The sequence below is a fragment of the Sphaerimonospora sp. CA-214678 genome, assembly GCF_050942215.1.
In the GTDB taxonomy this organism is placed as follows: domain Bacteria; phylum Actinomycetota; class Actinomycetes; order Streptosporangiales; family Streptosporangiaceae; genus Sphaerimonospora.
In genome coordinates, this window is the sequence record NZ_CP192056.1 from 1,074,714 (window position 1) to 1,088,585 (window position 13,872).

At 69.5% G+C, this 13,872-nt stretch carries 14 protein-coding genes; 11 read left to right on the forward strand and 3 right to left on the reverse strand.

What is annotated here, in order from left to right; translation table 11 throughout:
- Positions 1-318 precede the first annotated feature (318 nt).
- Complete coding sequence (locus ACQP1K_RS05110) at positions 319-570, reverse strand: hypothetical protein (protein ID WP_433499705.1); 252 nt, start codon at positions 568-570, stop codon at positions 319-321.
- A 155-nt stretch (positions 571-725) separates the two neighbouring features.
- Between ACQP1K_RS05110 and sucC the strand changes: the two genes are divergently transcribed.
- The 3 genes from sucC to ACQP1K_RS05125 all read left to right on the forward strand — a co-directional run bounded on the left by sucC (position 726) and on the right by ACQP1K_RS05125 (position 4,568).
- Entirely contained in the window at positions 726-1,907 is a 1,182-nt protein-coding gene (gene sucC, locus ACQP1K_RS05115; RefSeq protein ID WP_433499706.1) for an ADP-forming succinate--CoA ligase subunit beta, read from the forward strand.
- The gene (gene sucD / locus ACQP1K_RS05120) at positions 1,907-2,782 is read left to right on the forward strand and encodes a succinate--CoA ligase subunit alpha (RefSeq protein ID WP_433499707.1); all 876 of its coding nucleotides are present in this window, start codon (positions 1,907-1,909) and stop codon (positions 2,780-2,782) included. The genes sucC and sucD overlap by 1 nt, the downstream gene beginning before the upstream one ends.
- 88 nt (positions 2,783-2,870) lie before the next feature.
- Positions 2,871-4,568 carry a cell division protein PerM gene (locus ACQP1K_RS05125; protein WP_433499708.1) on the forward strand — a complete coding sequence of 566 codons (1,698 nt, stop codon included), beginning with the start codon at positions 2,871-2,873 and terminating at the stop codon, positions 4,566-4,568.
- Between the two features lie 195 nt (positions 4,569-4,763).
- Here ACQP1K_RS05125 and ACQP1K_RS05130 read toward each other — a convergent pair whose 3' ends face one another.
- Entirely contained in the window at positions 4,764-5,168 is a 405-nt protein-coding gene (locus ACQP1K_RS05130; RefSeq protein WP_433499709.1) for a hypothetical protein, read from the reverse strand.
- Positions 5,169-5,357: 189 nt separating this feature from the next.
- Between ACQP1K_RS05130 and purN the strand changes: the two genes are divergently transcribed.
- From purN to ACQP1K_RS05150, 4 genes are all read left to right on the forward strand, one after another.
- A complete protein-coding gene (gene purN, locus ACQP1K_RS05135) occupies positions 5,358-6,041 on the forward strand; it encodes a phosphoribosylglycinamide formyltransferase (protein WP_433501488.1) in 684 nt (227 codons plus the stop codon).
- Positions 6,038-7,588, forward strand: coding sequence for a bifunctional phosphoribosylaminoimidazolecarboxamide formyltransferase/IMP cyclohydrolase (purH, locus tag ACQP1K_RS05140; RefSeq protein WP_433501489.1), 1,551 nt, complete (start codon positions 6,038-6,040; stop codon positions 7,586-7,588). Before purN ends, purH begins: the two co-directional genes overlap by 4 nt.
- A gap of 142 nt (positions 7,589-7,730) precedes the next feature.
- A complete protein-coding gene (locus tag ACQP1K_RS05145) occupies positions 7,731-7,898 on the forward strand; it encodes a hypothetical protein (RefSeq protein ID WP_433499710.1) in 168 nt (55 codons plus the stop codon).
- Between the two features lie 56 nt (positions 7,899-7,954).
- Positions 7,955-8,800 (forward strand): bifunctional methylenetetrahydrofolate dehydrogenase/methenyltetrahydrofolate cyclohydrolase, encoded by an 846-nt coding sequence (locus tag ACQP1K_RS05150; protein WP_433499711.1) that lies wholly within the window; start codon positions 7,955-7,957, stop codon positions 8,798-8,800.
- Positions 8,801-8,867: 67 nt separating this feature from the next.
- Here ACQP1K_RS05150 and ACQP1K_RS05155 read toward each other — a convergent pair whose 3' ends face one another.
- On the reverse strand, positions 8,868-9,521 hold the full coding sequence (locus ACQP1K_RS05155) for an FHA domain-containing protein (protein WP_433499712.1): 654 nt from the start codon (positions 9,519-9,521) through the stop codon (positions 8,868-8,870).
- 180 nt (positions 9,522-9,701) lie between these two features.
- Between ACQP1K_RS05155 and ACQP1K_RS05160 the strand changes: the two genes are divergently transcribed.
- From ACQP1K_RS05160 to ACQP1K_RS05175, 4 genes are all read left to right on the forward strand, one after another.
- Positions 9,702-10,823: a citrate/2-methylcitrate synthase gene (locus tag ACQP1K_RS05160; RefSeq protein WP_433499713.1), complete on the forward strand. Its 1,122-nt coding sequence runs from the start codon at positions 9,702-9,704 to the stop codon at positions 10,821-10,823.
- Positions 10,824-10,833: 10 nt separating this feature from the next.
- Positions 10,834-11,124 carry a DUF3017 domain-containing protein gene (locus ACQP1K_RS05165; protein ID WP_433499714.1) on the forward strand — a complete coding sequence of 97 codons (291 nt, stop codon included), beginning with the start codon at positions 10,834-10,836 and terminating at the stop codon, positions 11,122-11,124.
- 107 nt (positions 11,125-11,231) lie between these two features.
- The gene (locus ACQP1K_RS05170; protein ID WP_433499715.1) at positions 11,232-12,449 is read left to right on the forward strand and encodes an NADP-dependent isocitrate dehydrogenase; all 1,218 of its coding nucleotides are present in this window, start codon (positions 11,232-11,234) and stop codon (positions 12,447-12,449) included.
- A gap of 432 nt (positions 12,450-12,881) precedes the next feature.
- Positions 12,882-13,769 (forward strand): serine/threonine-protein kinase, encoded by an 888-nt coding sequence (locus ACQP1K_RS05175; protein ID WP_433499716.1) that lies wholly within the window; start codon positions 12,882-12,884, stop codon positions 13,767-13,769.
- Positions 13,770-13,872: the final 103 nt, after the last annotated feature.

A 13,872-nucleotide genomic window follows, 5' to 3' on the forward strand; every position in this document is an offset into this window, starting at 1 on the left:
ATTCTGTCGGGTAATGATCACAGTAAAGTCACAAAGGTTGGGGTTTCTGTGGATTTATTGTGAATTGTCTGATGCCTTCTGGTTATCATTTCGCGCACGAACATTTTCGTCTGAAAGGAAATTGGGGTGACGTGTGACCGCACGGAAGGTTCGGCCGGCGGGTCGAGGGGGTCGCGCGGTCGCCGCCCGCCGTGCCGGCCGGGTCTGGCCGGCGGGTCGAGGGGGTCGCGGCGGGAGGCGGCTACGGCGTCGCCGATTCGCGGGACCGACGGCGCCGCCGGCGGCGTGCGGAGGGCGCGGGGCCGTTGCGGACAGAGATCAAGGGGGCGGCGGCCATCGAGCGTCGATCACGTCCGGTGCCGACATGACGATCTCCGTTCCGGGTGCTCGGGATCCGCCGCAGCGGAACGCCGATGACATCGTGGCGTTCTGCGGCGGGATCATTCCGGAGGACGGCGTCCCCGGACCGCGGCGTTCGGTGGTGGCCCGGATCTTCACCCCGGGCGCCTCGATGCGGGAGATCGTCGAGTGGTCCGCGTCACCATGCCTGCGGCCGTCTAGCCCCAACATTATGGGACATGTCACAACATTGTGCAGATCAACGGCGCGGTTTCACCCGGACCCGATGACGAAGCCACCGCCGGACGGAGGCTAGGCTTCATGGGCGGAAAATGCCGGGCGGGACGACGGTGCCCGGCCATCGACGTTAAAGGGGACGGACCCTCGTGGACCTGTTCGAACATCAAGCGAAGGAACTCTTCGCGGAATACGGCATCCCGGTGCCGCGCGGAATCGTCGCGCAGACCGCGGAGGAGGCGCGTGCGGCCGCCGAGCAGCTGACCGGACGCGTTGTGGTCAAGGCGCAGGTCAAGACCGGTGGACGCGGCAAGGCCGGCGGTGTGAAGGTGGCCGACGACGCCGCCGACGCGCACGCGAAGGCGACCCAGATCCTCGGCATGGACATCAAGGGCCACACGGTCCACAAGGTCCTGGTCGAGGAGGCCAGCCAGATCGCGGAGGAGTACTACTTCTCCTTCCTTCTCGACCGGGCCAACCGTACGTTCCTCGCCATCTGCTCGGCGTCCGGCGGAATGGACATCGAAGAGGTGGCGCACACCGCACCGGAGAAGGTCGCCAAGGTGCCGGTCAGCCCGCTCAACGGCGTCGACCGGGCCACGGCACGTGAGATCGCGCAGGCCGGCGGCCTGCCCGAGAAGGCGCTGGACGGCGCCGCCGACCTCATCGAGAAGCTCTGGGCCGTGTTCCTCGACGAGGACGCCTCGCTCGTCGAGGTCAACCCGATGATCCTCTCGGCCGACGGTCAGGTGAAGGCCCTCGACGGCAAGGTCACCCTCGACGACAACGCGTCCTTCCGCCAGCCCGAGCACCAGCGGTACGTCGACAAGGCGGCCGAGGACCCGCTCGAGGCCCGGGCCAAGGAGAAGCACCTCAACTACGTCAAGCTCGACGGCAGCGTCGGCATCATCGGCAACGGCGCCGGCCTGGTCATGTCCACGCTCGACGTGGTCGCCTACGCGGGCGAGGCGCTCCCCGGCCGGCCGCGGCCGGCCAACTTCCTCGACATCGGCGGCGGCGCCTCGGCCGAGGTGATGGCGAACGGCCTGGAGATCATCCTGTCCGACCCCTCGGTCAAGTCGGTCTTCGTCAACGTCTTCGGCGGCATCACCGCCTGCGACGCGGTCGCCAACGGCATCGTCGCGGCCTTCAACCTGCTCGGGAGCCGAGGCGAGGCGGTGACACACCCGCTGGTCGTCCGGCTGGACGGAAACAACGCCGAACTCGGGCGGCAGATCCTGGCCGACGCCGCGCTCCCGCGCGTCGAGCTGGTGGACACGATGGACGAAGCGGCCAAGCGTGCCGCCGAGCTTGCCACGGTAGGTGCGTAATGGCCATCTGGCTCACGGAGAACAGCAAGATCATCGTTCAGGGCATGACGGGCTCGGAGGGCACCAAGCACACCCGCCGCATGCTCGCCGCCGGCGTCAAGGTCGTCGGAGGCGTGAACGCACGCAAGGCCGGCATCGTGCACGAGGGCCTGCCCGTCTTCGGCACGGTCAAGGAGGCCGTGGAGCAGACCGGCGCCGACGTGTCCGTCGTCTTCGTGCCGCCGGCCGCCACCAAGGCAGCCGTCAAGGAGGCCATCGACGCCGAGATTCCGCTCTGCGTGGTCATCACCGAGGGCGTGCCGGTCCACGACACGACCGAGTTCTGGGCGTACGCGGTGGCCAAGGGCGGCAAGACCCGCATCATCGGGCCCAACTGCCCCGGCATCGCATCGCCCGGCGCGTCCAACGCGGGCATCATCCCGGCCGACATCACCACTCCCGGCCGCGTCGGTCTGGTCTCCAAGTCCGGCACGCTGACCTACCAGCTCATGTACGAGCTGCGGGACATCGGCTTCTCCACCTGCGTCGGCATCGGCGGCGACCCTGTCATCGGCACGACGCACATCGACGCCCTCCAGGCGTTCCAGGACGACCCGAACACCGACGCGATCGTGATGATCGGTGAGATCGGCGGCGACGCCGAGGAGCGGGCCGCCGCCTACATCGAGGAGCACGTGACCAAGCCGGTCGTGGCCTACGTCGCCGGGTTCACCGCCCCGGAGGGCAAGACCATGGGGCACGCCGGCGCGATCGTCTCGGGCTCCAGCGGTACGGCACAGGCCAAGAAGGAGGCGCTGGAGAAGGTCGGCGTCCGCGTCGGCCGGACCCCCAGCGAAACCGCCCGCCTCATGCGCGAGGTCATGCGGTCGCGCTGAGCCGGTCGGCGGAAAGCGACGGTGTCGGGGACAGCCGGGCGGCGTGGCTCCGCGGATTCGCGGGGTTCTGCTGGGATCATGGGGTAGCGTGACGGCCCTTTTCGACCAGCTTCGGACCGCCCCCCGCGCCGTCCTCAACCGCCTCGGGGACGATGAGGAGACCCGTCGCCCGCTGCCCGTCTCCGGCATGCTCGCCGCCGTCTGGACGCTCGGCGTCGGCCTTGCCGTACTGACCACGCTCACGCTCATCGGCTGGATGGCCGCGCCGCGCGGCGCCTTCGGCGAGGGGCTGCCCGGGGTGTTCCGTGCGGCCTGCCAGCTCTGGCTCGCCGCGCACCACGCGGGGTTCGCCATTCCCGGCGGCCGGATCGGTCTGCTGCCGCTTGGGCTGACGATCCTGCCCGGCGCGCTGCTCTACCGCGCCGGTCTGTGGATGGCCCGGGACGCCGACCTGCGGCTGCGCATGCCCGCCCGGCTGCCCAAGGGCACGCCCCGCGATGTCGAGAACGCCCGCCGGCGCGCGCAGCTCGTGCTCATCGCGCAGGCAGGCATCTCGCTGGCCGCGCCGTACGCCCTGCTGGCGGGCGTCATCGCCCTGGTCGCGCGTAACGAGGTGACCCAGCCGTTCCTGGGGGAGGCCCTCGTCAGCCACTTCGCGCTGGCGTTCCTCACCGGATCGGTGGCGACCGCGCGCACGATCGGCCCGTGGCGATCGATGCTGCGCCTGCTGCCCGAGCGGCCACGCTCGCTCGTGGCCGGTACGGCAGTGGCGCTGATGTCGCAGCTCGCCGCCGCCGCCGTGCTGGTGGTCGTGGCGATCGTGCTGAACTTCGGGGAGATCCACGCCCGCTCCGAAATGCTCAGCCCGGGGTTCGTCGGCGGCCTGCTGCTGATTCTTCTCGAGGGCCTCTACCTGCTCAACGCCGTGATCTGGGGCATGGCGTACATCGCGGGGCCGGGCTTCGCCATCGGCACCGGAACGCTGATCGCGCCGACCGGGGTGAAGCTGAGCGTCGTCCCCACGCTGCCGCTGCTCGGGGCGCTGCCCGCGCCGGGTACGGCTCCCGCCTGGTTGATGGCCGTGATCGCGGTGCCGTTCGCGGCGGGCGCGGTCGCGGGCGTCGTGATGGCCCGCGTCGCCCCGACGCCGATGATCGAGGCCGCGCCGCTGTGGGGTTTCGTCTGCGGGCTGTCGACCGGCGCCATGGCGGGTGTGCTCGCGGCGCTGTCGGGCGGCCCGCTGGGCGGGGCGCGGCTGTCGGCCGTCGGTCCCTCCCCCTGGGAGGTGGCGCTGTCGGTCACGCTGGAGGTCGGCGTCGCCGCGGGCATCTCAGCCGGGCTCGCCAACTGGTGGCTGATCTCGCGCCGTCCGGTCGCCGCGCCGGAGCCGGTACGGAAGGCCGGGGCGGCGATCACCAAGGCGGCCCGTCGCGTCCGGCCGCACGATCACGGCGCCCGGGTCCTTCCGGGTCACTGGCTGGACGCCACCGAGGCGGACACCCAGCCGATCCCCGTGATCAGGGACGACTGGCCCGACGAGCACGCCGCCGCCGCTGCGGAGACGTTCGGCCGCCGCAAGGACAGCCGGAGGGACAGCCGGAGGGACGGTCGCAAGGACGGCCGCAAGGACGGCCGCAAGGACGCCCGGAAAGACGCCCGGAAAGACGACCCCCGGACGGCTCGCGAGGACGGCCGCGAGCACGACAGGAAGGGCATCGTGGACGAGTCCGACGACCGCGGCGGCCACGTGATCTATATGGACCCCTACGCCTGGGACCGCGACTGACCTTCTCCTCTGCACCTCGGGGGGAGGCACCCTCGACCGTTCGCTTGTGTGATGTGAGTCGCCGGTGACGGAGTGAGCATCGTCTTGCCGGGCCGCCCTTCCGACCGGCGATGGTGATCGGATAGCTGCCGGTGAGGTGCCGTCGCCGCATCATGAGCGCCGTTCGAAGCGGTGGCGACAGTGGTCATGATGAGATCAGGCGGGGGTGGGGAAATCGGCCGGGAGGGTGACGCCGAGCTTCTTCTCCAGCGACCGCATGAGCTGATCGGAACAGTGCTGCTGGGCCTCGACCGTTCCCGCGCCCTTGCGGCATTCGGTGTAGGCGGCGAGCTCGGCGGAGAAGTAGAACTGGAACGCGGTCATCATCAGGCCGAGCACGAACGCGATGGACGAGATCACGACGGCGCCGGTCGCCATCCCGATCCGCTGCTTCGCCGCCTGAAGCGCGCGTAGGTCGCGGATGGCCAGTATGACGCCGAAGATGGACAGCGCCAGCCCGGCGGCGGGCAGCATCACCGTGAACACCAGCGCCATGATCGCCAGCGCGAGCGCCCTTCGGCCACCCGTCTCGGGGGCCGACATCTGGAGGGGTGCTGTCACGTTCTCCTCGCCTCGCCTCGCGTCGTCTGGGGTGGACCGTCGTGGATCGTGGTGGTCGGCGCCCGATACGCTTTTCGTGCCGGGGCCATCCCATCCGCCGCGCGGGGACGGTCTCACCGATCGTCTTCCAAGGAACCATCTCACGATGGTCACCTGTAAAACGAAGCCCGCTCACGAAGGAGTTCCGCCCTGTCCTTCCGGCTCGTGGTCCTCGTCTCCGGTTCGGGGACCAATCTACAAGCCCTGCTGGATGCCACGGCCAGTGCCGCGTTCGGCGCATGTGTGGTCGCCGTCGGCGCGGACCGCCACGGCATCGAAGGTCTGACCCGGGCCGAGCACGCGGGTGTGCCGACCTTCGTGGAGAAGGTGAGCGATTACCCGAACCGCGATGAATGGGACGTCGGCCTCGCCGCACGCATCGCCGAGCACAGGCCGGATCTGGTGGTCTCCGCCGGGTTCATGAAGATCCTCGGCCCGCGCGTGCTGGCGGCGTTCCCCGTGGTCAACACCCATCCCGCGCTGCTGCCCGCGTTTCCGGGCGCGCACGCGGTGCGTGACGCCATCGCCTACGGGGTCCGGCTCACCGGCTGTACGGTCCACCTCGTCGACGCGGGCGTGGACACCGGTCCGGTGATCGCCCAGGAGGCGGTGGCCGTACGGGAGGGTGACGACGAGCAGACTCTGCACGAGCGGATCAAGACCGTCGAGCGCAGGCTGCTCGTCGAGGTCGTGGGCCGGATGGCCCGGGAGGGCTGGGCCGTGACCGGCCGCACCGTGCGCATCGGCCGTACGGACGGGTCGGGCGGTGCGGGCCTTGCGGGCCCGGAGGAGGACTTCCAGCAATGTCAGGAACCAGGAGGGACGACGAGGTGACCCGCATCGCCATCAGGCGCGCGCTGATCGCTGTATACGACAAGACGGGGCTGGAGGATCTGGCCCGGGGGCTCGACGCCGCCGGCGTGGAGATCGTGTCGACCGGCGGAACCGCCGCCGCGATCGCGTCCTTCGGCGTCCCGGTGACCAAGGTGGAGGCGCTCACCGGCTTCCCCGAGTGCCTGGACGGACGGGTCAAGACCCTGCATCCCCGGGTGCACGCCGGCCTGCTGGCCGACGGGGCGAAGGACTCGCACGTCAAGCAGTTGGAGGAGCTGGAGATCGAGCCCTTCCAGCTCGCAGTGATCAATCTCTACCCGTTCGCGGCGACGGTCGCCTCGGGCGCGTCCGACGCCGAGTGCGTCGAGCAGATCGACATCGGCGGCCCGGCGATGATCCGCGCGGCGGCGAAGAACCACGGCACGGTCGCCGTCGTCGTTGATCCGTCGGCGTACGGCGAGACGCTCGCGGCGGTGGCGGAGGGCGGGTTCACGCTGACCGAGCGGCGGCGGCTGGCCGCGACGGCCTACGCGCACACGGCCTCCTACGACGTCGCAGTGGCGTCGTGGTTCTCCGGTGTGTACGCCCCCGACGGCGGCGGCGAGTGGCCGGCGTTCATGGGTGCGACCTGGCGGCGCCGGGCGGTCCTGCGCTACGGCGAGAACCCCCACCAGGGCGCCGCGCTCTACTCGGAACTACAGGATGACGGCCTGGCCAACGCGGAGCAGCTGCACGGCAAGGAGATGTCCTACAACAACTACGTGGACGCCGACGCGGCATGGCGGGCGGCCTGGGACTTCGACCGCCCGTGCGTCGCGATCATCAAGCACGCCAACCCCTGCGGCATCGCGGTGGGGGCCGACGTGGCCGAGGCCCACCGCAAGGCCCACGAGTGCGACCCCGTGTCGGCGTACGGCGGCGTGATCGCGGTCAACCGCGAGGTCACCCACGAGCTCGCCGAGCAGATCGCGCAGATCTTCACGGAGGTGGTCGTCGCGCCGTCGTTCGCGGCCGACGCGCTCGAGGTGCTGCGCGGGAAGAAGAACATCCGGCTGCTCGCCTGCCCGACCGGCCCGGGCAACCCGTCGGAGTTCCGCCGGATCGACGGCGGGCTGCTCGTGCAGACGGCCGACCGGGTGGACGCGCCGGGCGACGACCCGGCCACCTGGGAGCTCAAGACCGGTGAGGCGGCCTCGCCCGAGGTGCTGGCCGACCTCGCCTTCGCGTGGCGGGCCTGCCGTGCCGTGAAGTCGAACGCCATCCTGCTGGCGTCGGGCGGCGCCACCGTGGGCGTCGGCATGGGCCAGGTCAACCGGGTCGACTCGGCGCGTCTCGCGGTGTCGCGTGCGGGAGAGCGTGCGGCCGGCTCCGTCGGGGCCTCCGACGCGTACTTCCCCTTCCCCGACGGTCTCCAGGTGCTGGCCGAGGCCGGGGTGAAGGCGATCGTCGAGCCCGGTGGCTCGATCCGGGACGACGTGGTCGTCGCGGCCGCCGCCGAGGCGGGCATCACGCTCTACTTCACCGGCACCCGTCACTTCTTCCACTGATCACGACGGCCCGGTTCGGTTCGGTACGGCTCTCGCCGTACCGAACCGAGGGCAGTTTTTGGCGGAAAAGGGATAAAAAGGTCAAGAGGTCGGATACTCTTGGGCGCGATTTCCCTGCCCCATCCTCTGCCCGGGAGTCCTCATGCCCTTGCTCGATGTCGTGGCGAACTCTCTGATCCTGATGAACGAGCTGGGCAGCAGCCCGATCGTCCTGATCTTCGTCGCCATCGCCGCCGGCTATTTCGGCTGGCGGGTCGTGGAGTTCATCCCCTTCACCCGCCGCATCATCGAAAGGCGTGATCAGCGCTGACAGAGGCCGACGGAGACGGATGCGAGGCGGAACGGAGGCCGTGGGAGGATGGCGGCATGAGCGCGCGGATTCTGGACGGCAAGGCGACGGCGGCCAAGATCAAGGCCGACCTCGCGGATCGGGTCAAGGCGCTGGCGGCCAGGGGCATCGTCCCCGGCCTCGGCACGATCCTGGTGGGCGAGGACCCGGGCAGTCAGATATACGTGGCGGGCAAGCACCGTGACTGCGCCGAGGTCGGCATCGCCTCCATCCGTAAGGACCTGCCGGCCGACGCGAGCCAGGCGGACGTGATGGCCGCCGTCGACGAGCTCAACGCCGACCCGGCCTGCACCGGATACATCATCCAGCTCCCGCTGCCCCGGCACCTGGACGCTCAGGCGCTCATCGAGCGGATGGACCCCGGCAAGGACGCCGACGGCCTGCACCCGGTCAACCTCGGCCGCCTCGTGCACATGGTCGACGCGCCGCTGCCGTGCACGCCGCGCGGCATCGTGGCGCTCCTGCAGGAGTACGGCGTGCCGATCAAGGGCGCCGAGGTCGCGGTGATCGGCCGCGGGATCACGGTGGGCCGCCCGCTCGGGCTGCTGCTCACCCGGCGTACCGAGAACGCGACGGTGACCCTCTGCCACACCGGGACCCGCGAGCTGGCGGATCACGTCAGGAAGGCCGACGTCGTCGTGGCGGCCGCCGGTGTGCCCGGCCTGGTGACCGGGGACATGGTCAAGCCGGGCGCGGCCGTGCTCGACGTGGGCGTCTCCCGGGTAGACGGAAAGCTCGCCGGCGACGTGGCGCCGGATGTGGCCGATGTGGCGGGATTCGTCGCGCCGAACCCCGGCGGGGTCGGGCCGATGACCCGGGCGATGCTGCTCGCCAACGTGGTGGAGGCGGCCGAGCGCGGCTGACTCCGAGATCACCGGGAAGGGGAGATCTCGCCGGCGCCGCCGATTTCCCCTCCCGGGCACGTTCCAGTCAGCTGGCGCGGCGGCCCGCCGCGGTTCGCTGGTGCTCGGTGTCGGCCGGCCCGGTGGCCCGCTGCGGCGGCACGACGGGGGTGGGCCGCACCAGGCCCAGGGCGACGACCTCGTTGGCCAGCCGGGTCCGCCGGTTGCTCCCCTCCGGGATGCGGAACTTCTGGTACAGCCGCAGCAGGTGCTGCTTGACGGCCGCCTCGGTCACGACCAGGTCGTCGGCGATCTCCCTGGCCGTCGCCGGGGCCACGAATGCCTCGTCCGACAGAGCCGGCCGACACAGTGACGTGAGCACGTCGACCTCGCGCCGGGTCAGCTCTGGTGCGGCGGCCCGCCGCAGCTCGACCTCGGGGGCGAGGTCCTCTCTGGGGATCCCGCCGACACGGGCGCGGGCGGCCCCGAACGAGACGACGTCGCCGTCGTCGAGCACCCTCCGGGCGATCGGCCTGCCGTTCACGCGGGTGCCGTTGCGGGACAGACCCAGATCGACGACGTACAAGTAGGGTCCGCGACGGACGAATTCGGCATGCAGCCGCGACACGCTCGGATCGGTCAGCCGGATGTCCACGCCTCGCCCACGCCCGACCGTGGTGATGTCGGGGCGCAGCGGTATGACCTCGCCGCTGTCCTCGATCCGAATGAACGGCCCCTCCACGGCAGTTCCTCCCCAGGTAGCCCGCCGTTACTTTCGCTACACGTCCGGCTTACCCACCCGTGGCGGTGGGGAATCTCCTTTACGAGGAGCAGAATCATTCTTGTCGCTGGTGTGGACCAGCCATGGGCGATTTGTCTGCTCAAGGGTAGACTTCGGGGGAAGATAAGCGGAGGAAAACCCATGGCTGACAAGCCCACCAAAGGCCTTGCCGATGTCGTCGCCGCGTCGACAGCGCTCAGCGACATCGACGGCAGGGCGGGTCGGCTCTTCTATCGTGGCTACGACATCCACGACCTGGCCGGCCGAACGACCTTCGAAGAGATCGCCCACCTACTCCAGTGCGGAACGCTGCCGACCCGCGACCAGCTTGCCGGCTACAGCGCCGAGCTGGCCCGGGGACGTGGCCTGGGCGGGCTCGTGGAGAACAACATCGCCGAGATCGCCGAGAAGCAGGAGCCGATGGCGGCGCTGCGCACGCTGGTCTCGCTGTCGGGGGCAGAGGACCCGGACAAGAACTCCAACGCCGCCGACGCCAACCGCCGCAAGGCGGCACGGCTGACGGCCCAGCAGCCGATCCTGGTCGCGCGCTATCACGCGGCCAGGACCGGTGCCGCGATTCCGGAACCGGATCCCGAGCTCGGCGTCGCCGCCAACTTCCTGCTGCAGATCACCGGCCGGCGGCCGTCGCCGCGCGAGGCGGAGATCTTCGACACCTGCCTGGTCCTGCACGCGGACCACACGATGAACGCCTCGACGTTCGCCGCCCGGGTCTGCGCGGCCACGCTGTCCGACATGCATTCGGCGATCGTGGCGGCCATCGGCACGCTCAAGGGCCCCCTGCACGGCGGCGCCAACGAGCAGGTCATGCGTACGCTGGAGGCGTTGGACCCGGGCGGCGTGGCTCAGGCCGTACGGGACAGGCTCGCCGCTGGCGAGAAGATCATGGGCTTCGGACATCGCGTCTACAAGACGGAGGATCCCCGGGCGACGCATCTGCGGCGGATGTCTCGGGAACTCGGTGAGGCGTCCGGCGACGACACCTACTATCGGATGTCCAAGGAGATGGAGGAGGTCGTCTTCGCGGAGAAGGGTCTGTACCCGAACGTGGACTTCTACGCGGCGACCGTCTACCACTACCTGGGCATCCCGACGGACCTGTTCACTCCGGTCTTCTCCATGAGCCGGATGGCGGGATGGACCGCGCACGTGATCGAGCAGCACGCGGACAACCGGCTGATCCGGCCGGACAGCGAGTACATCGGGGAGCGTGACCAGAAGTGGACGCCGATCGACGAACGGTGACTCGACAGGTGTGAGGGCGAACGGCAAGGGCCAGGTCTGGAGACCGTACCTGCTGGTGATAGCGGGTGCGGGTGCCGGGCTCTGCGCGGTCGGCCTCGGCGCGGCCCCCTGGGTGGGCGGCGTGGTGATCGGGGTGTCGCTCCTCGTCGGAGCCGCGCTGCGCTTCCTCGGCTCCGGCCGCAGGGCGGGGTTGCTGGCCGTACGGAGCCGGAACACCGACACCGTTGTGCTCGCCGTGATGGGGGCGGCCCTCGTCGCGGGCTCGCTGAGCCTGCTGCTGCCGTCCCTGCACCACCCGTAGGCCGCGACCTGGATCGAGGCGCTGCCACAGCCATCCGATAGCCTCAACGGCCAGTGAGCCTCATAAGGACTGTTCTGGCCAGTTAGTTCAGAAGGGGAACCCCACGCATGCCCAAGATCAAGGTAGCGGGTCCGGTCGTCGAACTCGACGGCGACGAGATGACGAGGATCATCTGGCAGTTCATCAAGGACCAGTTGATCCTTCCCTACCTCGACGTCGACCTGAAGTACTACGACCTCGGCATCGAGCACCGTGACGCCACCGACGACCAGGTCACGATCGACGCCGCCAACGCCATCAAGAAGTACGGCGTCGGTGTCAAGTGTGCGACGATCACCCCGGACGAGGCCCGCGTCGAGGAGTTCGGCCTCAAGAAGATGTGGAAGTCCCCGAACGGGACGATTCGCAACATTCTCGGCGGTGTCATCTTCCGTGAGCCGATCATCATGTCCAACATCCCCCGGCTGGTGCCCGGCTGGACCAAGCCGATCGTCGTCGGCCGTCACGCGTTCGGCGACCAGTACCGCGCCACCGACATCAAGATCCCCGGCGAGGGCACGCTGACGCTGACCTTCACGCCGAAGGACGGCAACGAGCCGATCGAGCTCAACGTCTTCGACTTCCCGGGCTCGGGCGTCGCGATGGCGATGTACAACCTCGACGAGTCGATCCGCGACTTCGCCCGTGCCTCGATGCGGTACGGACTCGACCGCGGCTACCCCGTCTACCTGTCGACCAAGAACACGATCCTCAAGGCGTACGACGGCAGGTTCAAGGACATCTTCGCCGAGGTCTACGAGACCGAGTTCAAGGCCGATTTCGAGGCCGCCGGCATCTCCTACGAGCACCGTCTGATCGACGACATGGTGGCGGCCTCGCTCAAGTGGGAGGGCGGCTACGTCTGGGCGTGCAAGAACTACGACGGCGACGTCCAGTCCGACACGGTGGCGCAGGGCTTCGGCTCGCTCGGCCTGATGACCAGCGTGCTCATGACGCCGGACGGCCGTACGGTCGAGGCCGAGGCGGCCCACGGCACCGTGACCCGCCACTACCGTCAGCACCAGCAGGGCAAGCCCACCTCCACGAACCCGATCGCGTCGATCTTCGCGTGGACCCGGGGCCTGCAGCACCGCGGCAAGCTCGACAACACCCCCGAGGTGGCCGCCTTCGCCGAGAAGCTGGAGCAGGTCTGCATCGAGACCGTCGAGGGCGGTCAGATGACCAAGGACCTCGCCCTCCTGGTCGGCGGCGACGCCGAGTGGCTGACCACCCAGGACTTCCTCGTCGCTCTGGACGAGAACCTGAAGAAGAAGATGTCGGCCTGACCCGTCCCCTCGGACAGGCGAGACAGGCAAAACCGTACGGAATGGTGCCGTACAGGCAGTGCCATACAGGCAGTGCCGTACAGACAGGGCCGCCCTCCCCGGGGGCGGCCCTGTCCCACATCCACGCCCGTGATCTTGCGAAAACTCGCAGCGATGCCGTACGACCTGCGCACTTACCGCTCGTGATCTTGCAGAAACTTGCATGGATGGGCTTTGACGTGGGAAAAGATCATTCGTGATCTTGCACTGCAAGATCACGAAGGATGAAGGCGCAGGTAGGACGTGCCGGCTGCGAGTTTCTGCAAGATCACGAGCGGGTGGAATGCTGGTAAGAGCGGTTTCTGCGAGTAACTGCAAGATCACGGCAAGCGGAGGGGTGGGGGCGGGGCCGTTGAGTTGGGCTGACCGGCTCTTTGCCCGATGCTTGGGAACGTGAAGTCACAGATCGTGCCGCTGGGGCCCGGGGATTTGACCAGGATCGGCCCGTTCACGCTGACCGGCAGGCTGGGTGAGGGCGGACAGGGCATCGTCTACCTCGGCCGGAACGAGATGGACGAGTGGGCGGCGGTCAAGTTGCTGCACGTGAAGTTCAGCGGCGACGCGATCGCGCGGTCGCGGTTCGCCCGGGAACTGCGCGCGGCGCAGCGGGTGGCGGGCTTCTGCACCGCCCAGGTCCTCATGGCCGACCTGGAGGGCGACACGCCATACATCGCGAGCGAGTACATCGAGGGCAGATCGCTACAGGAGACGGTCGAGGCGGAGGGTCCGCTGCGCGGCGAGGCACTGAGCCGGCTGGCCGTCGGTACGGCGACCGCGCTGACCGCGATCCACCGTGCGGGGATCGTGCATCGAGACTTCAAACCGGACAACGTGCTCCTCGCCGCCGACGGGCCACGCGTGGTCGACTTCGGCATCGCCCGCATCGTCGACTCGACCGGCACGATCACCAGCCGGGCCATCGGCACACCCGCCTATCTCGCCCCGGAACAGGTCGCGGGCGGCGGGGTGGGCCCGCCGGCCGACGTGTTCTCCTGGGGGGCGACGATGATGTACGCCGCGACGGGAAGGTCCGCGTTCGGCGGGGGTTCGATCGCCGCCACCCTGAACCGGATACTCAACGTCGACGTCGACGTGGGCGTCCTGGCCGCCCCGCTGAACCGGGTCGTACGCGCGTGCCTCAGCAAACGGGCGGCCGACCGGCCGACGGCGGATCGCGCCCTGCTCGGTCTGCTCGGCCTGCCGGAGTCGGACGACGCCTCCGCGGTCGTGCTTTCGCGGGGTGCCGGCATCGCCGGGGCGGGCAGGCGGTTTCCCCACTGAGGCCCCGGATGTCGGAACGGCCGGGCGGCGCTGAGCGGCGGCGTGTCGGCCGGATGGCGGCGGCTCCGACGCGATTGAATTGATCGCGAGCGTTCGGGGGAGC

Bases quoted from the DNA above. Each gene is read 5' to 3' on its own strand.
- ACQP1K_RS05110 (WP_433499705.1), bottom strand. From the start codon at position 570: ATGTTGGGGCTAGACGGCCGCAGGCATGGTGACGCGGACCACTCGACG.
- sucD (WP_433499707.1), top strand. From the start codon at position 1,907: ATGGCCATCTGGCTCACGGAGAACAGCAAGATCATCGTTCAGGGCATG.
- ACQP1K_RS05145 (WP_433499710.1), top strand. From the start codon at position 7,731: ATGCCCTTGCTCGATGTCGTGGCGAACTCTCTGATCCTGATGAACGAG.
- ACQP1K_RS05150 (WP_433499711.1), top strand. From the start codon at position 7,955: ATGAGCGCGCGGATTCTGGACGGCAAGGCGACGGCGGCCAAGATCAAG.
- ACQP1K_RS05160 (WP_433499713.1), top strand. From the start codon at position 9,702: ATGGCTGACAAGCCCACCAAAGGCCTTGCCGATGTCGTCGCCGCGTCG.
- ACQP1K_RS05170 (WP_433499715.1), top strand. From the start codon at position 11,232: ATGCCCAAGATCAAGGTAGCGGGTCCGGTCGTCGAACTCGACGGCGAC.